The sequence below is a fragment of the Chromohalobacter israelensis DSM 3043 genome, assembly GCF_000055785.1.
In the GTDB taxonomy this organism is placed as follows: Bacteria; Pseudomonadota; Gammaproteobacteria; order Pseudomonadales; family Halomonadaceae; genus Chromohalobacter; species Chromohalobacter israelensis.
On sequence record NC_007963.1, the window covers coordinates 1,362,958 to 1,386,341 of the forward strand.

Here is a 23,384-nt window from a genome sequence, read left to right on the forward strand (position 1 = left end):
GGAGGCAGGCCGGCCCTCGGGCCGGTCTTGTGAAGGGCGCGTCCGGCGAGGGGGGATCGCGTATCCTGTCGTCCAACCGTCGAGAGATCGCCCCAGGAGACTCCCGCCATGCGCCGATTGCCCTCGTTGACCGCGCTGCGCACCTTCGAGTGCGCCGCCCGCCATGCCCACTTCGGCCGCGCGGCGGCGGAGCTGTGCGTCACCGACAGCGCCGTCAGCCATCAGGTCCGCCAGTTGGAAGAGCAGCTCGGGGCGACGCTGTTCGTGCGCCGCGGGCGCCACCTGCAGCCCACGCCTCAGGCCCGACGCCTGCTGCACAGCCTGCAGCAGGCCTTCGAACGAGTCGGCGAGGCCTGCGAGACGATCGCCGCCCCGGATACCCAGGCCGCGCTGCAAGTGGCTGTGCCCGCCGAACTGGCTCAGAAGTGGCTGGTGGGACGGCTGGACGACTTCTGCCGTCGCTACCCGCATATCGACCTGCATCTGCATGCCCGCGCCTACGACGTCCAGGACGTCGGCCCCGACCTCGACCTGGCGATCATCTACGGCGCCGGACCGGCGGACGCCCATGAGCTTTTCGTGCGTCCCTTGCCGGCGCTGCACTTCTTCCCGGTGTGCAGCCCGGGGCTGTTCAACGCGGGTGGCCTGACGTGTCCCGCCGACCTGGCGGGTTGCCGATTGCTGCACGACGACCAGGACGGCGGAACCTGGGCCGCCTGGCTGGCCACCCACGCCGGCGACGCCCGGGCCGGTCGCAACCTTTACTTCGAGCACGCCGGCCTGGCCCTGGAAGCCGCCGCGAACGGCCTGGGGGTGGCGCTCGGGGATGTGCTGACGGCCTCGGAGGACCTGACGCGGGGGCGGCTGGTGCGCCCCTTCGCCGCCAGCGTGGGTTCGCTCGGCCAGTACGCGCTGGTCTGCGATCGTCAGCGTCTCGAGCGGCCGGCGGTCGCGCACTTCATCGACTGGTGCGTCGCGCTGCTCGAGACTCCTGAATTCCATTCAAGGGTGGCGCAATAATCGTCGCTGGTGCGTCGCGCGAGGCCGGGCCTAGCATCGGAATACCCCAACAACGAAAACGAGGTGTTCCATGGCGCGCTTGCTGACCTCCCTGCCCAAGGCCGACGGTTTCCGGCTGCCCGGCGAATTCGAACCCAAGGCTGGCTGCTGGCTGGGCTGGCCGGAGCGCCCGGACGTGTGGCGCAACGGCGGCAAGCCGGCACAGCGGGTATGGGTCGAGATTGCGTCCGCCATCGCCGAGAGCGAGCCGGTCACCGTCTGCGCTTCCGCCGCCCAGTTCGCCAACGCCCGGCGCCTGCTGCCGCCCTCGGTGCGGGTGGTGGAGATGACCTGCAACGACAGCTGGTTCCGTGACAGCGGGCCGGCCTTCGTGGTCAACGACGCGACCGGCGAGGTGCGCGGCGTGGATCTCGAGTTCAATGCCTACGGCGGCCTCGACGGCGGCCTGTACTTCCCCTGGGATCAGGACGATCTGATCGCCCGGAAGGTACTCGAGATCGAGGGGCTGGACCGCTACCGGGCGCCGTTCATCGCCGAGATGGGCGGTATCCAGTCCGACGGCCAGGGCACCCTGCTGACCACCGAGCAGTGCCTGCTCAACCGCAACCGCAATGGCCACCTGGGCAAGCAAGCGGTCACCCGGCATCTCGAGGACTACCTCGGCGCCGAGCGGGTCATCTGGCTGCCGCGGGGCTGCAAGTTCGACGAGACCGACGGCCATATCGACGATCTGGCCTACTTCGTGCGCCCCGGCGAGGTGCTGCTGCAGTGGACCGACGACCGCGACGACCCGCAGTGGGAGATCTGCCAGGAGGCCTATGACGTGCTGAAAGGCACCCGCGACGCCCGAGGGCGCGAGCTCACCGTGCACAAGATGCCCCAGCCGCGGGCCTTGGAGTGGACGGCCGAGGAGGCCGCAGGACTCGATCAGGTCGACGGCACCCATCTGCGTCAGGCCGGCACCCGTATCTGTGCCTCCTACATCAACTATTACGCCGGCAACTCGGTGATCGTGGTACCGCTGTTCGGCGATCCCAGCGATCGCGTCGCCCAGGCCACCCTGGCCGAACTGTTCCCCCGTCATCGTATCGTCGGCATCGAGAGCTCCCGCGAGATCCTGCTCGGCGGGGGCAACGTTGCCTGTATCACCATGCCCCAGTACGCCGCCCCGACGCCGCCGACCGGCGGCTGAACCGCGCCTTTCCGACTCGACAGCCGGCCCCCGCGGCCGCCGGTGCCCCGCCCGTGCGGAGTGCCCAGGGCCCCTGCGGCCGGAACCGACTCGACAACAATCAACAAGCGAGTGAGGTATCCACGATGACGCAATCCACCACCGCCCCGGCCGAGGCTCGGGGACTCCCCCGCATCGGCGTCGACCATCCGCTGGCCATCGCCGCCGCCGTGGCGATCAGCTTCGTCGGCAACGCCGTGGTCATGGGCATGCCGCTGATGGTCGGGGCATGGGCCGACTTCCTGCATTTCGACGAACAGCAGGTGGGCTGGCTGGCCTCGGCGGACCTGGGCGGCATGTTCCTGGCCTCGCTGGCCACCGCCGCCCTGGTGTCGCGCCTCAACCGGCGACACCTGGCGCTGTTCGGCATCCTGGTGGCGATCGCCGGCTTCCTGCTGGCCCGGGAACTGGGCTACGGCGCGGTGATGCTGCTCGGCGCGGCCGGGTCACTGGCGGCGCTGTGCTTGTATGCTTTCGTCTATGCACGACTGCGCCGGCTGGTGCCCGAAATGGCCGACGCCGAATAGCTGCAGACAGAGGAGGGCGGCAGGGCAGTGAGCGGACTTTCGAGGGGCGCTTACTGCCCCGCCTGCTGGCGGGAGACGAGCGCCACGTGATCGAGGAAAAGCCGGAAGAGCTGCGACTGACTGGAAACCTCGAGGCGTTGGTAGACATGCTTGCGATGGACCTTGACGGTACCATCGCTGATGCCCAGTTCGCGGGCCGCCGATTTGGTGGAGTGCCCGGCCAGCAGCAGGCGCACGATGTCCCGCTCGCGTGCCGTCAGGCGTTCCCGCCCGAAGCTGTCGAAGGCTTCCTCCACCGGTTCCCGCTCGGCCAGGCATTGGTGGAAGCGGTGTTCCTGCCACTTCCAGTATTCCCCTAGCAGCACTTCCAGTACCGGCGAGATATGGCGTAACGCCAGCATATCCCGGCGGGTGATCCGTGGGGCATCGTCGCGAAACCCCAGTGACACCACCATGACGACGTCAGTGTCGACCCTGGCGAACAAGCCGATCTCGTCGGTGAGTCCCAGGGCCCGATAGTAGTGGTGATAGTAGTCGCTGTTCTCGAAACGGTCCGGTGCCAGCTCGCGCAGTCGGTGTGCGCCGTTCTCCAGCCCGTCATGCACGGCCTGGAAGAAGGGATCGAGCAGGAAGGCCTGGTTCAAATAGCGTTCGATTCCCTGTTCGCGCCGCGTGGCTGGGTAGTTGTCGTGTATCAGCAGCGGGCGCCGTTGTCCTTTATAGGTATTGATCAGAATGGTGTCGAAACCGACCAGCTCGCGCAGCGTCTGTTCCAGCAGGAGCGGAAAGCCGCTCCCGGTGACGGCCTGGAAAAGACAGGCCAGATGATGGTGCCAGGTCAGGCTGGCGGCACTTGCGAGATGGTCGGTGGGTGTCACGAAAAATCAGACCCTGAGCAGAAGGTGTTCGCGCTCCCAGGAGCTGATCACCTGGAAGTATTCGCGGTGCTCGGCGCGCTTGACCGCCAGGTAGCTGTTGGTGAAACGCTCGCCGAGAATCTCGGCCAGTGGCTGGCATTCGCTCAGCATGTCCAGCGCCGGGCGGATATCGTCGGGCAGTTTGTGGCCACCGGACCAGGCCGACCCGACCATTGGCGGACGTGGTTCGAGCTGGCCGAGCATGCCGAGATAGCCGCAGGCCAGCGAGGCCGCCATCACCAGATAGGGGTTGGCATCGGCCCCGGCCAGACGGTTCTCGACTCGTGTCGCTTCGGGCGTCGAGACCGGGACTCTCAGGCCCACGGTGCGATTGTCGGTCCCCCACTCGACGTTGATCGGTGCCGAACCGCTGGTCTCGGTCCGCATCAGCCGGCGATAGGAGTTGACGTTGGGCGCCAGCAGAGGCATGGACGCGGGCAGATAGCGCTGCAATCCGCCGATGAAATGCTGGAACAGCCGGCTGGACTGACCGTTGTCGCTGGCGAACAGGTTATCACCGGATTGCGCGTCGAGCAGGCTCTGGTGTAGATGCATCGAGCTGCCCGGTTCGTTGGCCATCGGCTTGGCCATGAAGGTGGCGTACATGCCGTGGCGCAACGCGGTTTCGCGCAGGGCGCGCTTGAACATGACCACCTGATCGGCCAGGTGCAGGGGATCGCCGTGCTGGAAGTTCACTTCCATCTGGCCTGCCCCCTCTTCATGGATCAGGGTGTCCAGGTCGAGGCTCATGGCGTCGCAGTAATCGTACATCTCCTCGAACAACGGATCGAACTCGTTGACCGCGTCGATGGAGAATGACTGGCGACTGCTCTCCTGACGTCCGTTGCGGCCGATCGGCGGTTCGAGCGGATAGTCGGAATCGGTATTGGTCTTGACCAGAAAGAACTCGACCTCGGGGGCCACCACCGGCTTCCAGCCCCGCGCCTGGTAGCAGGCCAGTACCCGCTTGAGCACATGCCGAGGGGCGAGCTCCACCGGCTCGCCGGTCAGATAATGGCAGTCGTGGATGATCTGCGCCGTGGGATCGTCGGCCCAGGGCACCAGGAAGACGGCGTTGGGGTCGGGCACCAGCTCCATGTCCCGCTCGGCAGGGTTCCAGAAATGGATGTCATCGTCGTCGGGATAACCGCCAGTGACGGTCTGGATGAAGATCGAATCCGGCAGTCGCGGGCGGCCACCGCCCAGGTACTTGCCGGCGGGCATGATCTTGCCCTTCAGGATGCCGGTGAGGTCGGTGACCAGGCACTCGACCTCGGTGATGCCACGCGCCTGGAACCAGTCGTTGAAGTGGGGTTGTTCTTGACGGTTACTCATAAAGTGTCCTTGTTCTGCAGATGGTCCCGGCCCCGTCAGAGCGGCCGAGACCTGTCGCCTCAGCGTGACTGGACTTCTGACCAAAGCTGCTGGAAGACCTGCAGTTGCTCGCCTTCGAGACTGGGCGTGAAGTGCAGGCGCTGCATGTCTTCCTCGGACGGCTGGATCGGAGGCTGGGTCAGGATGTCGTCAAGATAGGGCTGAGCTTCCGCATTGGGGCTGGCGTAGTAGTTGTAGTTGGAGAGCTGAGCGCCGATCTTGGCATCCAGGATGAAGTTGATGAACTTGTGGGCCAGATCGGGGTGGGGGGCCTTGGAAGGGATCAGCATGGTATCCACCCACATTTCGGTCCCCTCGTCGGGAATCATGAACTTGATGTTCTTGAATGACTCCGGATTTTCCTGGCGATAGAAGAGGTAGTCGCCGTTATAGCTCAAGGCGGCGTGGGTCACGCCGCGTGCCAGTTGCTGCAGGCTTGGCGTCCCGTCGACGAAGCCGCTGAAATTGTCGCGGTTCTTGGTGTCGATCAGCAGTCTTGCGGCCTCCTTCCAGGCCTCGGTGTCGGTGCAGTCATAGCCGTGGCCCAGGTACGCACAGGCGCCGCCCATGGTGACCTGGCCATCACCCATCAGCGCGAAGGGATGTCCCGAGTTGACCTCGGAATCGAACATCAGCGACCAGCTCTTGGGGGCGTCGGGGAACGTCTCGGCATTGTATACCAGACCGGTCACGCCCCACTGGTAAGGTGCCGAATAGGTGCTTTGCGGATCGTAGCTGGGATTCTCGAACTGCTCCATGACGTTGTCGAGGTTGGGGATCTTGGACTTGTCCAGCTTCTGTACCATGCCGGTCTCGATGAGCCGTGGCACGTAATAGTTGGACGGCACGATGATGTCGTACTGCGACACCCCGCCAGCATTGAGCTTGGCGTACATTTCGGGCAGCGAGTTGTAGTAGCTCTGCACCACCTCGGCGTCGTATTTCTCCTCGAAGGCCTCGATGATGGCCGGGTCCATGTATTGGGTCCAGTTGAACAGGTACAGCTTGTTGTCTTCCTGAGCCTGGGTGCCGCCGGCCAGCAATAGGCCTCCGAGTGCAGCGGCGATTCTTGTGGTCATTGTTTTCATCGTGTCGCTCTCCTTCGGTGCTACGTTTTGTCGGTGTTGCATCGTATTGACAGAAAGCGCCTAGCGGCGTCCCTGCCGGTTGAACAGCATGCTGAGTATCGCGGCCATGGCCACCGCACCGATCATCAGGGTGGCGATCGCATTGATTTCGGGCGTCACTCCCTTCTTGATGGCGCTCCAGATATAGATGGGCAAGGTGGCGCTTTCCGGTCCTGCCGTGAAGAAACTGATCACGAAGTCGTCGATCGACAGCGTGAACGACAGGAAAAAGGCGGAAATCAGCGCCGGTTTGATGGTCGGTACCATGAAATGTACCACGCGCTTGACCGGCGACGCATAGAGGTCCTTGGCAGCTTCGAACAGGGTCGGGTCCAGGCCCACGAAGCGCGAGTAGACGATCAGTGCCACGAACGGAATCTGGAACGTCACATGCGCGATGATCATGGTGCCGAGCCCTGGTTGCAGCAGGCCGGTCCATTCATGAATCTGCACGAAGAAGGCCATCTCGGAAATGCCGAAGACGATATCCGGCAGCACGATAGGCAGATAGATCAAGACGATCAGCCAGCCCAGTTTGCGATGGCGATGTCGGTACATGCCATAGCCAATCAGGCACCCCACCACCAGCGCCACGACCGAGGAGCTCACCGCCAGCACCAGGCTGTTGCCGAAGGCACTGATGATCTGCTCGTTGCCGAACAGCCTGCGGTACCAGGCCAGCGAGAAGTTTTCGAAAACGGCTGTGCTGTTGGCCGAGTTGAAGGAAAACAGCACGATCACCAGGAGTGGCGCGTAGAGGAAAACCAGCGTCACCCACCAGATACCGGCGAGACCGCGCGCAAGCGTTCGCTTTTTCATATCACTACCTCCTCACCACCGCCGAGACGCTTGCCGATACGCCGCATGGCGAACAGGCCGATGAATGTCGCGATCAACATCAGGATTGCGCCCGCGGCGCCCAGGGGCCAATTGGAGCTGCCCGCGAACTGGTTGGCGACCAGGTTGCCGAGCATCATGCCCTTGCCGCCGCCGAGCAGCTCGGGAATCACGTACATGCCGAAGGCGGGAATCGCCACCAGCACCGTGCCGGCCAGCAAACCTGGCAGCGTCTGCGGGAAGACCGCGTGCCAGAAGGCCCGCACCGGACTGGCATAGAGGTCCTGCGCGGCCTGTACCTGCGCCGTATCGAGCTTTTCGAAGGCGGCATACAGCGGGAGTACCATGAAGGGCAGGAAGTTGTAGACCAGCCCCAGGGTGACCGCGAAGTTGGAGGGATACAGCCCCATGTTGGGCGCCACCAGCCCTATGCTCTCGGCCAGGCTGGAAAGCGGTGTTTCCGGTGCCAGCAGGTTCATCCAGCCGAAGGCACGAATCACCTGATTGGTCCACGATGGCACGACGACCAGCAACAACAGGACCGGCCGCCACTTCTCACGACAGGTCGTGATGTAGTAGGCCACCGGATAGGCGACGATCACGACCAGCACCGTCGATACCAGGGTCTGCCACAGCGAGCGCAGCAAGGTATAGAGGTTGCCCGGGCTCCAGCCGAGAAAGCCCACGCCCGCCAGCCGTTCGAAGGCGTCCAGTGACAGGGGCATCTGCGGCAGGCCATAGGGGCCGTTGGTCATGAAGGCCACCCCCATCAGATACGCACTGGGCAACACCAGGAAGATGAAGATCCAGAAGGCCCCGGGCGCCACCGTGAACAACAAGTGACGGGTCTCGCGGACCATGGCCCGGCTGCGGGCAGTGGGTACGGCTCCAGAATAGGACATGTGCGCCTCCTCACTCGTGCAGGGTGACCAGGTCTTCCGGCGCTACCGCCACCGTCACCGTTTCGCCGATCTCGGGCAGGTGACGGCCGCGGTTATTGACCGTGGCCTGCAGGGTGGTATCGCCGATCTCCAGACGGAACTCGGCATGACTGCCGCGGTAGAGCCGCTCGGCCACTTTAGCCGTCAGATGATTGTCGCCCTCGACCTTGCCGGGCAGCAGGTCCAGCGTCTCGGGGCGAATCAGCAGAAGCTCCCCGTCGCCGGGGTCCTCGGCGGTGAGCGTCCCCAGCGCCGTGGTCAGGCGACCGCCCTGGCGGTTGCTGATCGGATAGAGGTTGTCGTGACCCATGAAGCGCGCCACGAAGGCGTTCACCGGACGCTCGTAGACTTCCCGCGGGGCTCCGACCTGCTGGATGGTGCCGCCATTGAGGACGGCGATACGGTCGGACATGACCATGGCCTCCTGCTGATCGTGGGTCACGAACACGAAGGTCATGCCGAGCCGTTTCTGCACCCGCAGCAGTTCCACCTGCAACTGGCTGCGCAGGCCGGCATCCAGTGCCGAGAGTGGTTCGTCGAGCAACAGGACATCAGGCTCGCAAATCAGCGCCCGAGCCAGCGCGATGCGCTGGCGCTGGCCGCCGGAGAGCTGATCGACATGACGGTCGACCAGGTCGCCGAGCTTGATGAAGTCGGCAATCTCATCGACCTTGACATGACGCTCAGCCGCCGGCATGCCGCGCATCTTCAACCCGAAGGCCAGATTTTCGCGGACCGAAAGGTGCGGGAAGAGCGCATAGGATTGGAAGACGGTATTGACGCTGCGCCGGTGTGGCGGTACTTCGGTGACGTTCTTGCCGCCTACTACCAGCGATCCGTCGTCCGGCTCCTCGAGGCCGGCGAGGATCCGCAGCAGGGTGGTCTTGCCGCATCCGGAAGGCCCCAGCAGGGTGAAGAACTCGCCGGCCCGGATGTCCAGGTCGACGCCGTCGAGCGCCACGGTATCGCGCCCGAAGCGCTTGTGCAGGCCCTGCATTTCGATCGAGGATGCCTTGCGGTTCGCCCGATCCTGCTCATCGGCAGCCGGGTGGACCCCCGGCTTGTCGGCAATCTCCGCCGTGGTGGTCTCGCTCATGGGGATACCCTCTCGCTTGTCGGCGGCCCCTCTCAGAGCCGGTCGCGCAGTTTGTAGAAGTTGGTAGCCAGTACCAGCAGGGGCTTGCGCAGGGCTCGCCCACCCGGGAACTGCCGGTGTGGCATGGCAGCGAAGACATCGAAACGCTCGCTCTGCCCGGCGATGGCCTCGGCCATCAGCTTGCCGGCCAGTCCTGCCATGGCCATGCCGTGCCCGGAGTAGCCCTGGGCATAATAGAGATTGTCGCCCAGGCGGCCGAAGTCGGGAGCCCGGTTCAGGGTGATGGCCACGTCGCCGCCCCATCGATACTCGATGGGGACGCCTTCCAGCACCGGAAACAGCCGGGCGATCTTGGCATCCATGCGTGCCTGCAGCTTCGGCGGCTCGCGGCCGTCGTAGCTGACCTCGCCGCCGTAGATCAAGCGGCGGTCGGCACTGAGACGATAGTAGTCGAGCACGAAATTGGCGTCGGCCAGGGCATCGTTCTGCGGCAGCACCTGCGCCGCCTGGGCCTCGCTCAAGGGGGCGGTGGCGATCATGTAGTTGGCGGCGCGCATGATGCGTCCGGAGAGCTCCGGCACCAGGTCGCCGTGATAGGCATTGGTGGCCAGTACCACGAAGTCGGCGGTCACCTGGCCGCGTTCGGTGATGACCGTGGCCGGCTGCCCGCGGCGGATTTCGCGGGCGGCGCTGCGCGGGTGCACGCGCACGCCGGCGCGCTGTGCCGCCCGGGCCAGACCCAGGGTGTAGTTGAGAGGATGGAGGTGCCCACCCTCACGGTCATGGAGGGCCGCCGGGTAGGTGTCGGTGACCACGTGCTCGCGCAGGGCATCGCCTTCTAGCCATGTCAGGGCGTCGTAGTCGTAGTCGCGGGCCATCTGCTCGCGGAAGGACGAGAGTTCCTTGATATGGCGCGGCTTGACCGCCGCGTGCAGGTAGCCCCAGGCCAGTTCGCAGGGAATCGCATGACGCTCGACCAGCTCGGCGGTGAGGCGTACCGCCTCGCGGCTCATTTCCCATATTTCACGGGCACGGGGCAGCCCGAGGGCCTGCTGGACGGTAGTGATATCGGTGCCCAGCCCGGGCAGGATCTGCCCGCCGCTGCGGCCGGAGGCGCCGTGGCCGATGTCGCCGGCCTCGAGCAGTACTACCGAGTAGCCGCGTTCGGCCAGATGCAGCGCCGTGGAACAGCCGGTCACCCCGCCGCCGATCACGCATACGTCGGCCCGGGTGTCGCCTTCCAGAGGTTGGCTGGGCTCGAGCTCGACGGCGATGGAGGCCCGATACCAAGAAGCAGGAGGATCGGAGACGGTACTGCACATAGATGTCATCCTGTTATTGTTGTTGAAGAATTGACGAGAATACGACAAAACTACTTTCGATATACAAGCGATGGTCGTGGGTGGTGGATCGTCAGATTCCCAGCCTGTCGCGCAGGTTATAGTACCAGGCGCCCATGGCGGTGAGCGGAACCTGCAGCCTTCGTCCTCCGGGGAAGGAGTGCTGGGGCAGGCTGGCGAAAATATCGAAGCGTTCAGCCTGTCCCTGAATCGCATCGCTGATCACCTTGCCCGCCAGATGGGTGCAGGTGAGGCCATGGCCGCTATAGCCTTGCGCGTAGTAGATGTTCGTTCCGATGCGACCGAACTGCGGGAGACGCGTCAGCGTCAAAAGGAAGTTGCCGGTCCAGGCAAAATCCACTTTCGTGTCTTTCAACTCCGGGAATGTCCTGAGCATCTTCGGGACGATCAATGCCTCGATTTTTGCCGGCTCACGCGCGCCGTATGTGACGCCGCCGCCATAGACCAGCCGGCCATCACCGGACAGGCGAAAATAGTCCAGGAGGTAATTGCAGTCCTCGACGCAATTGTCTTTCGGGAGCAAGCGCCGTTGTACCCTTTCCGGCAGGGGCTCGGTGGTGATGATCTGGGTGCCGCAAGGTATGGCCTTGGACTCCAGTTCTGGCAGCAGGCCATTGAGGTAGGCGTTGCCGGCGACCAGCACGTAGTCTGCTTCGACACTGCCTTGCTCTGTATGAACGACCGGCTTGTCACCTTCGCGAACGTGCAGTGCCGGGGACTCTTCGTAAATGGTTCCGCCCAGGGACTCCACGGCGTCGGCTTCACCACGCACCAGGTTCAGGGGGTGGAAATGCCCGCCGCTGTGATCGATAAGGCCACCGGCGTAGCGCTCGGTTCCCACGTATTGCTGGATGGCATGTGCGTCGAGAAGCTCGAGCTGTTCGTGGCCGTGTTTTTCCCAGAGCTTTTTTTTCTCGACCAGCTCATCGAACTGCTTGCGGTTGCATGCAGCGAAAATGCCGCCTTCCTTCAGGTCACATTGAATGCCGTAGTCTTTGATGAAGCGGCGCAGGATACGCCCGCCCTCGAAGGCCATCCGGCCCATCTCGGCGCCGACCTTCTGGCCGTACTGGCGCTCGATGAAGTCGATGTCGCGACTGTAGCTGTTGACGATCTGTCCGCCATTGCGGCCGGAAGCACCGAATCCGATGCGGTTGGCTTCCAGGACAACCACGTTGTAGCCATTCTCGGCCATGTGGAGGGCGGTGGACATGCCGGTAAAACCGGCGCCGATGATGCAAATGTCTGCCTTTACATGACCCAGCAGGGGCGGTCTTGCTCGCGCGTCATTGGCGGACGCCGCGTAATAGGACTGAGGATAAGACGTTGCCAGCACGGTTTGCTCCCGAACCATCGTTGTGTCTTGGCCAGCCTTTGCTAAATGTCGGCCTTGTGAGTCTTTGCGTTGGGATAACGTTACGAAGGAGTGGCAATCCTGTGATATACCCCCTTGGGTATATTTTGAGTGCAAGTCGCGAGGACGGTGCCACGAAGTTCTCGGGAAATGAGCATGTATCATGGTTTGCAATATGACGATGCTCGAAAGACTGCACTGCCGTATGGTTCGCGCCTTTCAAGGATGACTAAAAAAGAATCGCTTGCATGAATGGGGTATCATGAGGCGCCATGGCGGATATCAAGAAACTGCCGCTTCTCGTATAGGACAACTCATGGCTCGTGCTCCCTTCGAACTGGCCGGTACACGCATTCCTCCCGGCAGCCGGGCACAGATCGATGTGCCGGTGGCCAAGCTTTACACCCATGCACCGCTGCATATTCCCGTCGAGGTCGTCCATGGTCGTCAGCCCGGGCCGACCCTGCTGGTCTGCGGCGCCATCCACGGCGATGAGATCAATGGGGTCGAGATCGTGCGTCGCATGCTCAGACTGGCGTCGTTATCGCGCTTGCGCGGCACGTTGATCGCGGTCCCTATCGTCAATGTATTCGGGTTCGTGCAACAGACCCGCTATTTACCCGATCGGCGTGACCTGAATCGTTGTTTTCCGGGTAGCGAGGTCGGGTCGCTCGGGTCGCGTGTCGCGGCGCTGTTTCGCGAGCAGATCGTCGATCTGGCGACGCACATCGTCGATCTGCATACCGGGGCGATTCATCGTACCAACCTTCCCCAGGTGCGGGCGCAGCTACGTGACCGGCCCGAGACGCAGGCCATGGCGGAAGCATTCGGTGTGCCGGTGATCCTCAATGCCGAATTGCGCGAGGGGAGTCTTCGGGAATACGCGCAATCGCGCAACGTGCCGGTGTTGACCTACGAGGCGGGCGAAGCGTTGCGCTTCGACGAGTGGGCCATCGCGCCGGGCGTGCGGGGTGTGCAACGGGTCATGCGCCTGCTGGGCATGCTGCCCGCCGATCGGCGGCGGCACGCGACCGCCTCGGCGGAGGTGGCCAATGGGTCGAGCTGGGCGCGTTCGCCGATCGATGGCATTCTGCGGCCTCGGGCGCGCCTGGGCGCGCGTGTTGCGCGAGGCGATGTGCTGGGGCGCGTCGCCGACCCGTTCGGCAACGCCGAGCAGGAGGTGCTTGCCAACGCCGATGGCATCGTGATCGGCATGAGCAATCTGCCACTGGCGAACGAAGGGGAAGCCCTGTTTCATGTGGCCCGTTTCGATGAGATCGAAGAGGCCGAAAACGCCGTGGAAACGTTCCACTCTGACTTCGAGACGGGGCCTGGCCTGTAGCCCCGTCGTGGGGTGGCCCGGCAGCGGAGTGGCCGGGCGCGTCATGCGGGGGCGGTGTCAGGCGATGGCCCGCTCGGGGTCGTGTACCTTGCTCAAGGCCTCGTCGAAGACCGCGAGATCGGCGCCGGGACGGTGAGCGTTTTCCGACAGGTGGCGGCGGAACTGACGCCCGCCGGGGCAGCCCTGGAACAAGCCCAGCAGGTGGCGAGTGACATGATTGAGCTTGGCGCCTGCCGCCAGACGCTCGGCGATATAGGGCCTCAGGGCACGTGCCGCCTCCTGCCGGCTGGTCACGGGCGACGGTGTGCCATAGAGCGCGGCATCCACGCCGGCCAGCAGCCAGGGGTTCTGGTACGCTTCGCGCCCGATCATCACGCTATCGACGTGCTCAAGGTGTGCCTGGCAGTCTTCCAGGGACTTGATACCGCCATTTATGCCGATATGCAGCGCGGGATACTGGGTCTTGAGCCGATGCACGCGGGCATAGTTGAGCGGCGGGACATCGCGATTTTCCTTGGGGGAGAGTCCCTCGAGCCACGCCTTGCGGGCGTGGATGATGAAGGTGTCGGCGCCGGCGTCCGCGACCGTGCCGATGAAGCGTGCCAGGTCGGCGTCCTCGTCCTGGTCGTCGATGCCGATGCGGCACTTCACCGTGACGGGAATCGAGACCGCGGCCTGCATGGCACGCACCGCTGCCGCGACCTTGTCGGGATACGCCATCAGGCAGGCCCCGATCAGGTTGTTCTGTACCCGGTCGCTGGGGCAGCCCACGTTCAGATTGACCTCGTCGTAACCCCACGCCTCGGCGATCGCCGCGCATTCTGCCAGCTCGGCAGGGTCGCTGCCGCCCAGTTGCAGTGCCAGCGGGTGCTCCACGTCGCTGTAGCCCAGGAAGCGCTCGCGAGGGGACCCATGCAGGATCGCTCCGGTCGTGACCATCTCGGTGTACAGCAGCGCCTCGCGGGTCAGCGTCCGAGCGAAGGCCCTGTAATCGCGGGTCGTCCAATCCATCATCGGGGCGACGGAGAAGGTCCTATCCAGCTTGCGGCGCTTGATGCCAGTATCCATGCCGGTCGTAGCAGTTGCGTTATCACTCATAACTGTTCATGTTTACAGTGTTAATGCCATGTTTTTCACCATGTGTTGGTACAAATTTGGCACATGGTGAGTCGGCAATTTGGGACATCAGGGAGGTTTGCGTGGCGACGATCAGGAAGCGCCGACGAAAGGACGGCAGTTTCTCATATCTTGCCCAGATTCGCATCGCCCGCCGTGGGCAACCAGACCACTCGGAATCCAGGACTTTCCCGCGCAAGGCGATGGCCGAGGAGTGGGCCAAGCGGCGCGAGCTCGGGTTGCACAGCCCCCGCGGCGTGCTCTCGGCGAAGTGGAAGGGTGTGACTTTGGATGATGCTATCGAGCGCTATCTTCACGAATTCGCTCAGGACGCCGAGCGTTCGAAGCGGGCCACCATCCAGCAGCTGCAGCGCTTTCCGATCGCCAGGGTGCAGGTCACCGAGCTGACCAGCGAGCAGATCATCGGCCACGCCGTCATGCGTCGTGACAGCGGTATCAAGCCCTCGACGATCAACAGGACATCACCTGGCTGGGCATCATCCTCAAGACGGCCGTGGCGGCCTGGAAGCTGCCTGTCAACCTCAACGAGTTCGAATCGGCCAAGCTGCTGATGCGAAATAAGGGGCTAGTGTCACGGCCCGGTGCCCGCGATAGGCGGCCAACGGAGAAGGGGGTCGAGCAGATCCGGGCTTACTTCCGTCGCTCGCAGCGGATCCGGCCGAGCCCGAGCATCTCCATGGAAGACATCATGGAGTTCGCCATCGCTTCCTCGAGGCGCCAGGAGGAGATCACCCGGCTCACCTGGGCGGACCTCGACGAGCAGGCGATGACCTGCTGGGTGCGGGATGCGAAGCACCCGTGCCTGAAATGGGGCAGCCACAAGGGCTTCAAACTGACTCACGAAGCGATGGCAATCATTCAACGTCAGCCCAAAGCTCAGAAGGAAAGTCGAATCTTTCCCTACAGTGGAAAGTCGATAGTACACGCTGGCGTGCGCGACCGCAGCTTGCGGAATCGAGGATCTTAATTTTCACGACCTACGCCATGAGGCGACATCCCGGCTCTTTGAAGCGGGCTATGAGATCGTGGAAGTGCAACAGTTCACTCTGCATGAGAGCTGGGAGGTACTAACGCGCTACACTCATTTTCGGCCAGAGACATTGGAGCTGCGCTGATGAAACTTCTTGTGTTCATCTTTCAGAGCTTTGAGCCGTTGCTTCAGCGGCTCGCCTTCTTTATGTCCACAGCTGATTAATCTGGAGACTCGGCCCATGGCGCTTGAGTATCTACGGCACCATTCGTGATAGGAAACTCTGTTAAATTCAGTTTTCGATAATTTATCGACAAAGGCCCGCACTTTTCGTCGTTCTACTTTGCTAATAGTTACACTGCTGTGGTGAATGGAAAGGCTGGTTACTGTGATTGGGTTGCGGGTGGTCTCTTGCGTTTCTTTGTCTTTTCCTATGATTACCTGGCTCCGCTTTAGGACTATGGTCTTGTTCTTCTTGAGGGAGCAGCCTCTTTTTCGTATTGTTCTCCTGACCTCATGAAGAACTTGGGTCTTAAGGCTTTTTGAAATACTTTTTTTGGCAGAAATCGTGATGTCGTCAGCAAAACGGGTGTAAGTTAGTCCAAGGCTTTCTAGTTTCTTAACCAGTAATGGCTCAACATCCCAAAAGGCTAAGTTGGCAATGTAGCTGCTGGTGCTGGCGCCCTGTGGTAGTGTGCCATTATATGTGCATAGATCGGTCAGTCTCTGTGACACGTTTGGTGAAAAACCTAAACAATGCCTAAAAATAAAAAAAACAGTTTTCGCTTTGATAGAAGGGAAGAAGTCTTTTATGTCGCACAGTATGACTTGCTTGCAGCCTGCGTGAGGGTAAGCGTTAGTATAGATATTTCTAGGAGTTTTTGTGTCTCGGATGCATCCGTGTATATAGTGAGGAAAATTTACGCGATGGAAGATGTTGGAGGTGACTTTTTTTTGCACGACCTTTAAGGCTGAGGTGGCATCATAAGTGACGCGAATTGCTCCGTCTTTTTTCTTTATTGGGACTTCTTTGTAGCTAATGTTGCTCAGAGCATGAAATATTTCATCCTCATCAATGCCGAGGGCCCTGTTAAGGGCTTTCAGGCTATTGATGGGGTGATGGGGGTAGTACGTGTGTTCCATTATTCACTATCTGTGTGGCTACATGAACTGCTGTAAGAAGGTGAGGAGGTCAGAAAGATATGGTTCTGCAAGTAAGTAAGCTCGGTATAGCTTTAAAAGCCTAAGAACCAAGCTCTTTAATGCATTACCCAATCTCCCCCATCGTTTAGTACCAAACTTACGAGTGATCGTGACTTTATGCTTTTCCTTGTGGCCACCGTTATTGCTAGTGGTTGAAGGCTTAAAACGCTGGTATTTCATTGCACTTACTCCCGATGACGAGCCCACATGGCTCCGCCGCCAGGCCAATGGATCGTTAAAGGGAAGTCACAATCACTACAAGCAGCCCACTTCGCCCGTTTCTCGTAGAGAAACATTCCGCCGCAATTTCCAGAGCTCCCGGTATTGCTCATCAGGGATTGCCGCATGCGCTAGGCATATCGGCGAACACGTGATGCGCGGTACCGGTGTCGCCGGAGGCGATGTGCGGGGATAGAGACTCTTGCAAAAGCTCGAGTCGACCAGAGCGTTGCCTGATCTAACCGCATCGATCCATCGTGCAATAGCGTTTTAAAGAGCAACTGTGCGAAACGCCCAGCCTAGATGAAGGTTAGCTTCTTGATAGCTGTTTGTAAACATTTGCGCATGTTTGCGGTTTTTTATCAGTGATCACTTTGCACCACATCTCATGCGCCTCTGCCCGCCGCTTATCCAAGTACCTGGCGAGATCCACGGCGCTCACCAGCCACGGTACCTTTTGTGAGTCGCCGGCGCGGTACGCGGGCACCGGCAGGGCCTGGCACCAGCGCGCATGCCGGTGGTACGCGCGCTGATACCGAAGTAACGAGGGGCAACCTCTTCCAGGGGCAGTTCGGCGCGGCCGTTGAATTCGGCGAGCAAGCCAAAATAGGTGTTCATGAGCGGCCTCCTTGTTGCTGCTTCCAGCGGTTGTAGCGCTTACGGATGTGCTGAAATATTCCCGCGGCGCGCTGGTGATGATCCAATTCTACGCGGCTTCCTATGCCACAGGCGGCGCAGAGCCAATCCCTTGCGTCTTGCTCGTTGTGAGTACCGTCGGGCAGGTCCTGCTCGCTGAGCCCGAACTTGTGGCGCCGGGGGCGATCCAGGCCCCGCGATGTGATCGACATGCCACGTTGACCAGCCGCCTCCGGGCGGCTTTTCGTTTCGATCAGTAGTGTCGTTGAGGGCACTAAGGATTTTTCATCAGATGCCGATAGATCCCAAACGCACAACGCGCCAGTCAAGGGGGGGCAATGGGAGCCGGCATTCTCCTATTCGTTTTTGCATCGGACGTGGTGATGACCGCTCTCGGTCATCACGTGGATCCGGAAAGCATGCTGCACGACAGATATGGCTCCAACGGCTACTACGTGGCCAGCTACGATCCCGCTGGGATCGAGATCTGTGAAGGTGGTCAGGACATCTTCTACTTCGATGCCGAGGGAGAGGTCACTGGCGAGCCCGATGCGGTGTATCTGGCATGCCGTCCCCTTTCCGGACTCTATGGCCACGTACAGACCACCGTGGACTGAGTGCTGTCGCTCGACTTCGGGGAGCGCTTCGCGGCCGCCATTGAGCGGCCGTTTGCGTGCCTGGCGCTTCGCCTTCGTGGGCCCGCTTCGCGCCCACCGCGCGCCGTCGACTCCCCGCCCCGCCTGCGCGCTAAATGGGTCAGAAATGATGCAACGTTGCATCTCGACTCGAGCCTTGCTGCTGCGCGATGCTGCGGCGGTTTTACAACGAAAGATTTTGATGCGAAATGATGCATTCTGACGGCCCCGCAAAACGGTGGGAGTCTGATCACTCGACATGGGAAGGAAACGGTGGAACTTGAAGCGAAGACATGCATCTGGACGCGGCCGAAAGATGAATATCTGCACCCACTGTTGAAGTCATGGCTTGGTGCGCTAGATGAGTATTCCAGGCTTCACCGCGATTTCGGCATCAGCGATAATCCCTGGTGGCATAACGAACGCGCTTCGATAAGCCTGTTGGCCGGTGCGGCTTGGAGAGAGGGATGGGTTGCTTTGGAGGAATTCGGTACCAGCAAGCGAGGACACAAGATCCCATCCGAGGAAAGAGGAGATCGGGTAGGCCGGTGCGATTTGTACGTCACCAACCGGGAAGCGTCCATCGCCATGGAGGCCAAGCAGGCCTGGCAGCGCATTGGATACCGCAGCCGAGCCGACAAGGAGGTGCGGGATAAGCTTCAGGCGGCATGGCGAGATACGGGGTATCTCCACGCCTATGAGGCCGATACACGATTCGCTGCGACTTTCATCGTTCCGAATTTACCGGCTTCCGAAGTGGAAGACGGAGATGCCATCTCGCCCAGCTTGCTGCGAGAGAAGGTTCTCGAGTGGTTGGAACTGATGGCTGGATTCTGTCGCCGTCCAGGGAAGCCTGTCAGCTTCGCGTACTTTTTCCCCTCGGACGGAGAGCGCTACTTGAATGTGTATACCGGCACGGTCTATCCCGGTGTGGTACTGGTGATGGAGGAGCGCGAAAGAGGAGGGTGAGGGCACTTGTGTGTACGCTGAGTTTACCAATTAGGCTGTCAGCCTCATGATCGCGGGCCTTATGGTCCAATCCATCAATAAAACGTTGTTCCCGGGGGAAGCGTATTGTACGCAATACACCAGGGGCGGCAACCGCATGTCGATGCGGCAGGCTCTCTTTTCAAGCGTCGGTCGCATTCGCTCCTGTATCGCAATGGGGCGTCCTGTTACATTTCGAAACATTAAATCGACGTTGTTTAATATAGATCAGTTTTTCTACTGCCTGTCTTCTGCCATGGTGTGCATGTCCGCCAGGGAAGGGCGGAGAGCAAGGAAGACAGGCAGAAAGGACGCCTAGCACTGCAAGGAGGCGCGGACAGGATGTCCGTGACAGCTGCAAGGAAATGCAGTTTTGCGATAGAGCCCGGCCGGCTTTGGTCGGGCTTTTTTATGTCGTGCTGTCGGCAACGATCACGGTGACGTGTCTCGACGCCGCTCCCTGAGAGAGCGCTGTGAGTCCTCCAACTGGCGCTGGGAGCGTTCGAGTTGACGCTCATGGCGAAGCCGGTCGTCGAAATCGTCGTCGCGGCGCTGGCTACGCTCCAGCGCTTGGCGCCTTTCGGTGACCGTGGCGCGGTCGCTGCTGATGTCGCGTTGAAGCTGGTTGCGTTCCCGCGCATCGCTCAGAGAGTCCTGCTGGCCAGGGTCGCTGGCGAATACAGGCCATGTGATGGCAGCAATTGCCATGAACAGCAGCAGTTTCGTCATGATGTCCTCCGCAGTGCTTGCGCTCTCCGCGCCTGGTCTCTCCGAGTATGGACCATGACACGCGTTTCGATCCTTGAGCGCCCGGGTGGGCCGGCAGAGGCATCCCTGAGATCGATCCCGGGGTCACTCGTTGTCGCGGCGTTGCTGCCAGCGTGCCCGAATGCGTCCAATGATGCAGAGAGATTGTGGCGGCAAGGTCTCGCTGGGCGGCTCGCCGTCCATGCTCAACGCCCCTGAAGGAAGTCGGCTGAGCTGCTGGATGACGAGTGTGTGTCGCCATTGCAGGAGATACAGGCCTTCCTCATCGAAATGCGATGTGGGGAAGACGGCGGCGATATCGCCGGTCCCTAGATGTGCGAAGGTTTCGCCATCGGCTGGCGTAACGAGATAACACCCTTGAAGCAGTTCGCTGAGTGCCGACCCCGGCGCGGATGCCACAGGAGCCAGGAAATGCCGTTCCCACGGGGGAGGAGAGGCGCTATGCAGCGCCAGTATGCTGGCATGAGCGAGCTCGCCCTCGAACTCGTGGTGCGTCGGGGTGTTGTTGTCCAGCAGTCTTTCGAGCGGACATTCCAATGCCTCGGCGAGGGAGAGGAGTCGCTCATGGCCGATTTGCTTGATCGTGCCCGACTCCCAGTAGGAAATCGTCACGTCCGACACGCCGACACGTCTGGCTAGTGCGGCCTTGCTCAAGCCGGCTTCCATCCTTAGCTGTTTGATTCGCGGTCCTAATGTGTCCATTTGTACATCTCGCCATGATGTGAACGCGTTAGCATATCCAGCCAGGACCAAAGTATGTTTCGGGTTGAAGCGTAGTCGTTCTTTCAGGGTTTTCCTCTAGGCGGTTGCCTTGTCAGCGATAAAATCACGCATGTCGCCAGGGCGGCATTGCGTCGCTCGCTCCGGGAGGAGGGGGTAAGGATAGGCGAAAAGGCGCCAGCCGCTCCGAAGAGCAGGCATATGGCGCAAAGGAAAAGCTTTTTCACTGAAGGCGCCACCCAGCGCCCTTGGGCCAGAAGCCGTCGTGCGCCGGTAGCGTGCGCGTGACGACTTCACGAGAAGAGGTCACGCATCCCGGGGCGAGAGTCTCGTGATCCCGGGCGGCGTCAGTATAGGCAGTCGGCCTTTGCGTAATAAGAGGGTACAATCGAAAACTAGTGTTTCCGATTTAGAAACAGAAGCGTGAGAGAGGCATTGTCGTGACCACACTGGATGCATTGCGGGTGTTCGTCGAGGTCGTGCGGGCAGGCAGCTTTACGGCGGCGGCGCGGCGTCTGAGCATTTCCAAGTCGCTGGCCTCCAAGCGCGTGGCGGCGCTGGAGGATGAGTTGAGCGTCAACTTGCTCAACCGGTCGACCCGCTCGTTGCGTCTGACCGAGGCCGGGCAGATCTATTACGAGCACGGGCTTCGCGTCATCGAGGAACTGCAGTCGGCGGAAGCTCAGGTGCAGTCGGTCACATCACAGCCCCGCGGCCAGCTCAAGGTCAGTGCCCAGGTCAGTTTCGGGTTCATGTACCTGGCGGCGCCTACCACGGCCTTCATGCGGCGGTACCCTGACGTGTCGGTGGAAATTCTGCTCGAGGACCAGCGTTTCGAGCCTATCGACGATTCAGTGGATCTGGCCATCCGCATGGGGCCCTTGCCGCCATCCAGCCTGGTGTCGCGTCCCTTGTGCAAGGTGGTGTACGGCCTGTATGCCGCCCCTGATTACCTGGCACGTGCCGGCCGCCCCCTGCATCCACGGGATATTGCCGACTACGATACGGTGTTCTACGGCAACTATGACCTCGGCGCCCATTGGCGTTTTTCCTTGAATGGTCAGCCGTTGGACATCGAGCCCAATTCACGCCTGGTGATCAATAATCTGTTGGGTGTCGTGGAGGCCGCGAAGTCAGGCTTCGGGCTGGCGTACCTGCCGACGTTCGCGGCACGCGCGGCGGTGGAGGAGGGGCAGCTCATTCCGCTGCTTCAGCCTTACTGGAACGAGCATGGCAGCATGCTGGTGCTGTTCCGCTCGCGCAAGTACCTGCCCGACAAGACCCGGGCCTATCTGGATTTCATCACCGACTGGTTTCGCGAGCACCTGGCGTTGTGACGCCTCGCGTGACATCGAGCTTCGGTCTCGCCGGCGTTTGGCCCGGTGGTGCTGATGCCGGATAGGCGCATGCGTATAATGGTGCCATCGTCAATCACCAATGATCGGGAATTCCATGACCGTACGTACGCGTATCGCACCATCGCCCACCGGCGATCCTCATGTCGGCACGGCCTATATCGCCTTGTTCAATCTGTGCTTCGCGCGCCAGCATGGTGGACAGTTCATTCTGCGCATCGAGGACACGGACCGGGTGCGCTCGACGGCCGAGTCGGAGCAGATGATTCTCGACTCGCTGCGCTGGCTGGGCCTGGAATGGGACGAGGGGCCTGACGTGGGCGGCCCGCATGGCCCCTATCGTCAAAGTGAGCGGGGCGATATCTACGCGCAATATGCGCAGCAGCTGCTCGATGCCGGGCACGCCTTCAAGTGCTACCGGACCAGCGAGGAGCTCGACGAACTGCGCGAAGCGCGCAAGGCGGCGGGTCTGCACCTGGCGCTCAAGCCGGCGGATCTGGCGCTTCCCGACGATGAAGTGGCGCGTCGCGAGCGTGAGCAGTGGCCTTATGTGGTGCGCATGAAGGTGCCCGGGGAGGGCAGCTGCGTGGTCAGCGACATGCTGCGAGGCGAGATCGAGGTGGACTGGGCCCAGGTCGATGCGCAGATCCTGCTCAAGTCCGATGGCATGCCGACCTACCACCTGGCCAATGTCGTCGACGATCACCTGATGGGCATCACCCACGTGATGCGTGGCGAGGAATGGATCAACTCGGCACCCAAGCACAAGCTTCTGTACGAGTATTTCGACTGGCCGATGCCGACGCTATGCCACATGCCGCTGCTGCGTAACCCGGACAAGTCGAAGCTCTCCAAGCGCAAGAATCCGACTTCCATCAATTATTACCGGCGGATGGGGTTTCTGCCGCAGGCAGTGACCAATTATCTGGGCCGCATGGGATGGTCAATGCCCGACGACCGCGAGAAGTTCACGCTCGAGGAGATGATGGCGAACTTCGATATCCAGCGTGTTTCCCTGGGGGGGCCGGTCTTCGATCTCGAAAAGCTGACCTGGCTCAATGGGGTGTACATTCGCGAGGATCTGGACGATGCAGCGCTGCTCCAGGCGTTGCGCGAGTGGGCGTTCAATGATGCCTACGTCAATCAGATTCTGCCGCAGGTGCGCCCGCGCATCTCGACACTGTCCGATGTCATGCCGCTGGCCGGGCATTTCTTTTCCGGTGTGCCGCCGCTCGAGGCATCCAGCTTCGACGGCATCAAGCTGGAGCATGAAACGCTGCTCAAGTTGCTGCAGTTCCTGACCTGGCGTCTCGAAGGCGTCTCCCGCTGGGAGAAGGACGTGCTGCTCGATGACGTCAAGGCTCTGGCCGAGGCCTTCGACATGAAGATGAAGGCGTTCCTGGCGCCGGTTTTCATCGCTGTGACCGGCAGTGCGACATCGACATCGGTGTTGGATGCCATGGCCATTCTGGGGTCGGACATGACCCGCGCGCGGCTGCGTCATGCCATCGAGGTGCTGGGTGGTGTCTCCAAGAAACAGGCCAAGCGCTTCGAGAAGGAATATCGGCAGTTGCAGGTGTGAGTCGAGGCGCCTTGCGCCTGGAAGAGGGGGGAACGCCGCTATGCC

General features: G+C 61.5%; 25 protein-coding genes. 11 read left to right on the forward strand and 14 right to left on the reverse strand.

Translation table 11 applies throughout. The features are described from left to right. The first annotated feature begins 108 nt into the window (after positions 1–108). The 3 genes from CSAL_RS06045 to CSAL_RS06055 all read left to right on the forward strand — a co-directional run bounded on the left by CSAL_RS06045 (position 109) and on the right by CSAL_RS06055 (position 2,778). Complete coding sequence (locus tag CSAL_RS06045) at positions 109–1,020, forward strand: LysR substrate-binding domain-containing protein (RefSeq protein ID WP_011506490.1); 912 nt, start codon at positions 109–111, stop codon at positions 1,018–1,020. Positions 1,021–1,090: 70 nt separating this feature from the next. Continuing rightward, complete coding sequence (gene aguA / locus CSAL_RS06050; RefSeq protein WP_011506491.1) at positions 1,091–2,212, forward strand: agmatine deiminase; 1,122 nt, start codon at positions 1,091–1,093, stop codon at positions 2,210–2,212. 125 nt (positions 2,213–2,337) lie between these two features. After that, on the forward strand, positions 2,338–2,778 hold the full coding sequence (locus tag CSAL_RS06055) for an MFS transporter (protein WP_011506492.1): 441 nt from the start codon (positions 2,338–2,340) through the stop codon (positions 2,776–2,778). 50 nt (positions 2,779–2,828) lie between these two features. Here the strand turns inward: CSAL_RS06055 and CSAL_RS06060 are convergent, their stop codons facing one another. From CSAL_RS06060 to CSAL_RS06095, 8 genes are all read right to left on the reverse strand, one after another. Next, positions 2,829–3,656 carry a helix-turn-helix domain-containing protein gene (locus tag CSAL_RS06060; protein WP_011506493.1) on the reverse strand — a complete coding sequence of 276 codons (828 nt, stop codon included), beginning with the start codon at positions 3,654–3,656 and terminating at the stop codon, positions 2,829–2,831. Positions 3,657–3,662: 6 nt separating this feature from the next. Further along, a complete protein-coding gene (locus tag CSAL_RS06065; protein WP_011506494.1) occupies positions 3,663–5,030 on the reverse strand; it encodes a glutamine synthetase family protein in 1,368 nt (455 codons plus the stop codon). A 59-nt stretch (positions 5,031–5,089) separates the two neighbouring features. After that, positions 5,090–6,157 carry an ABC transporter substrate-binding protein gene (locus CSAL_RS06070; protein WP_011506495.1) on the reverse strand — a complete coding sequence of 356 codons (1,068 nt, stop codon included), beginning with the start codon at positions 6,155–6,157 and terminating at the stop codon, positions 5,090–5,092. A 60-nt stretch (positions 6,158–6,217) separates the two neighbouring features. Next, positions 6,218–7,015 (reverse strand): ABC transporter permease, encoded by a 798-nt coding sequence (locus CSAL_RS06075; protein WP_011506496.1) that lies wholly within the window; start codon positions 7,013–7,015, stop codon positions 6,218–6,220. Then, positions 7,012–7,935 carry an ABC transporter permease gene (locus tag CSAL_RS06080; protein ID WP_011506497.1) on the reverse strand — a complete coding sequence of 308 codons (924 nt, stop codon included), beginning with the start codon at positions 7,933–7,935 and terminating at the stop codon, positions 7,012–7,014. The genes CSAL_RS06075 and CSAL_RS06080 overlap by 4 nt, the downstream gene beginning before the upstream one ends. Positions 7,936–7,945: 10 nt before the next feature. Then, positions 7,946–9,070, reverse strand: a complete 1,125-nt coding sequence (locus tag CSAL_RS06085; protein WP_011506498.1) for an ABC transporter ATP-binding protein — start codon at positions 9,068–9,070, stop codon at positions 7,946–7,948. Between the two features lie 32 nt (positions 9,071–9,102). Continuing rightward, complete coding sequence (locus CSAL_RS06090; protein ID WP_011506499.1) at positions 9,103–10,392, reverse strand: NAD(P)/FAD-dependent oxidoreductase; 1,290 nt, start codon at positions 10,390–10,392, stop codon at positions 9,103–9,105. Between the two features lie 91 nt (positions 10,393–10,483). Further along, entirely contained in the window at positions 10,484–11,785 is a 1,302-nt protein-coding gene (locus CSAL_RS06095; RefSeq protein WP_011506500.1) for an NAD(P)/FAD-dependent oxidoreductase, read from the reverse strand. 316 nt (positions 11,786–12,101) lie between these two features. Between CSAL_RS06095 and CSAL_RS06100 the strand changes: the two genes are divergently transcribed. After that, positions 12,102–13,127 (forward strand): succinylglutamate desuccinylase/aspartoacylase family protein, encoded by a 1,026-nt coding sequence (locus tag CSAL_RS06100; protein ID WP_043558054.1) that lies wholly within the window; start codon positions 12,102–12,104, stop codon positions 13,125–13,127. A 57-nt stretch (positions 13,128–13,184) separates the two neighbouring features. Here the strand turns inward: CSAL_RS06100 and dusA are convergent, their stop codons facing one another. Then, on the reverse strand, positions 13,185–14,225 hold the full coding sequence (gene dusA / locus CSAL_RS06105) for a tRNA dihydrouridine(20/20a) synthase DusA (protein WP_011506502.1): 1,041 nt from the start codon (positions 14,223–14,225) through the stop codon (positions 13,185–13,187). A gap of 101 nt (positions 14,226–14,326) precedes the next feature. Here dusA and CSAL_RS17395 point away from each other — a divergent pair, with 101 nt between their 5' ends. From CSAL_RS17395 to CSAL_RS17845, 3 genes are all read left to right on the forward strand, one after another. Next, positions 14,327–14,815, forward strand: coding sequence for a site-specific integrase (locus CSAL_RS17395; RefSeq protein WP_148266800.1), 489 nt, complete (start codon positions 14,327–14,329; stop codon positions 14,813–14,815). Positions 14,816–14,940: 125 nt separating this feature from the next. Then, positions 14,941–15,231, forward strand: a complete 291-nt coding sequence (locus tag CSAL_RS17400; protein WP_148266801.1) for a hypothetical protein — start codon at positions 14,941–14,943, stop codon at positions 15,229–15,231. After that, positions 15,218–15,379 (forward strand): tyrosine-type recombinase/integrase, encoded by a 162-nt coding sequence (locus tag CSAL_RS17845; protein WP_370599266.1) that lies wholly within the window; start codon positions 15,218–15,220, stop codon positions 15,377–15,379. Before CSAL_RS17400 ends, CSAL_RS17845 begins: the two co-directional genes overlap by 14 nt. On the opposite strand, the gene CSAL_RS17160 is transcribed toward CSAL_RS17845, so the two are convergent. The 3 genes from CSAL_RS17160 to CSAL_RS17570 form a co-directional block, all read right to left on the reverse strand. Beyond that, positions 15,346–16,377, reverse strand: coding sequence for a reverse transcriptase family protein (locus CSAL_RS17160; RefSeq protein WP_011506503.1), 1,032 nt, complete (start codon positions 16,375–16,377; stop codon positions 15,346–15,348). The two genes, CSAL_RS17845 and CSAL_RS17160, sit on opposite strands and share 34 nt — an antisense overlap. A gap of 589 nt (positions 16,378–16,966) precedes the next feature. Further along, positions 16,967–17,143, reverse strand: coding sequence for a pyocin activator PrtN family protein (locus CSAL_RS17850; RefSeq protein ID WP_187290075.1), 177 nt, complete (start codon positions 17,141–17,143; stop codon positions 16,967–16,969). Further along, positions 17,095–17,274: a hypothetical protein gene (locus CSAL_RS17570; RefSeq protein WP_043558060.1), complete on the reverse strand. Its 180-nt coding sequence runs from the start codon at positions 17,272–17,274 to the stop codon at positions 17,095–17,097. Before CSAL_RS17570 ends, CSAL_RS17850 begins: the two co-directional genes overlap by 49 nt. Positions 17,275–17,675: 401 nt before the next feature. Here CSAL_RS17570 and CSAL_RS06125 point away from each other — a divergent pair, with 401 nt between their 5' ends. Both CSAL_RS06125 and CSAL_RS17170 read left to right on the forward strand, forming a co-directional pair. After that, entirely contained in the window at positions 17,676–17,909 is a 234-nt protein-coding gene (locus CSAL_RS06125) for a hypothetical protein (RefSeq protein WP_148266802.1), read from the forward strand. Between the two features lie 291 nt (positions 17,910–18,200). Further along, a complete protein-coding gene (locus CSAL_RS17170; protein ID WP_011506507.1) occupies positions 18,201–18,896 on the forward strand; it encodes a hypothetical protein in 696 nt (231 codons plus the stop codon). A gap of 450 nt (positions 18,897–19,346) precedes the next feature. On the opposite strand, the gene CSAL_RS06135 is transcribed toward CSAL_RS17170, so the two are convergent. Both CSAL_RS06135 and CSAL_RS06140 read right to left on the reverse strand, forming a co-directional pair. Then, positions 19,347–19,643 carry a hypothetical protein gene (locus CSAL_RS06135; protein WP_011506509.1) on the reverse strand — a complete coding sequence of 99 codons (297 nt, stop codon included), beginning with the start codon at positions 19,641–19,643 and terminating at the stop codon, positions 19,347–19,349. Between the two features lie 123 nt (positions 19,644–19,766). Continuing rightward, a complete protein-coding gene (locus CSAL_RS06140) occupies positions 19,767–20,336 on the reverse strand; it encodes a helix-turn-helix transcriptional regulator (RefSeq protein ID WP_187290076.1) in 570 nt (189 codons plus the stop codon). Between the two features lie 506 nt (positions 20,337–20,842). Here CSAL_RS06140 and CSAL_RS06145 point away from each other — a divergent pair. Continuing rightward, positions 20,843–21,739 carry a LysR family transcriptional regulator gene (locus tag CSAL_RS06145; RefSeq protein ID WP_011506511.1) on the forward strand — a complete coding sequence of 299 codons (897 nt, stop codon included), beginning with the start codon at positions 20,843–20,845 and terminating at the stop codon, positions 21,737–21,739. A gap of 115 nt (positions 21,740–21,854) precedes the next feature. Beyond that, positions 21,855–23,339, forward strand: coding sequence for a glutamate--tRNA ligase (gltX, locus tag CSAL_RS06150; protein WP_011506512.1), 1,485 nt, complete (start codon positions 21,855–21,857; stop codon positions 23,337–23,339). Positions 23,340–23,384 lie beyond the last annotated feature (45 nt).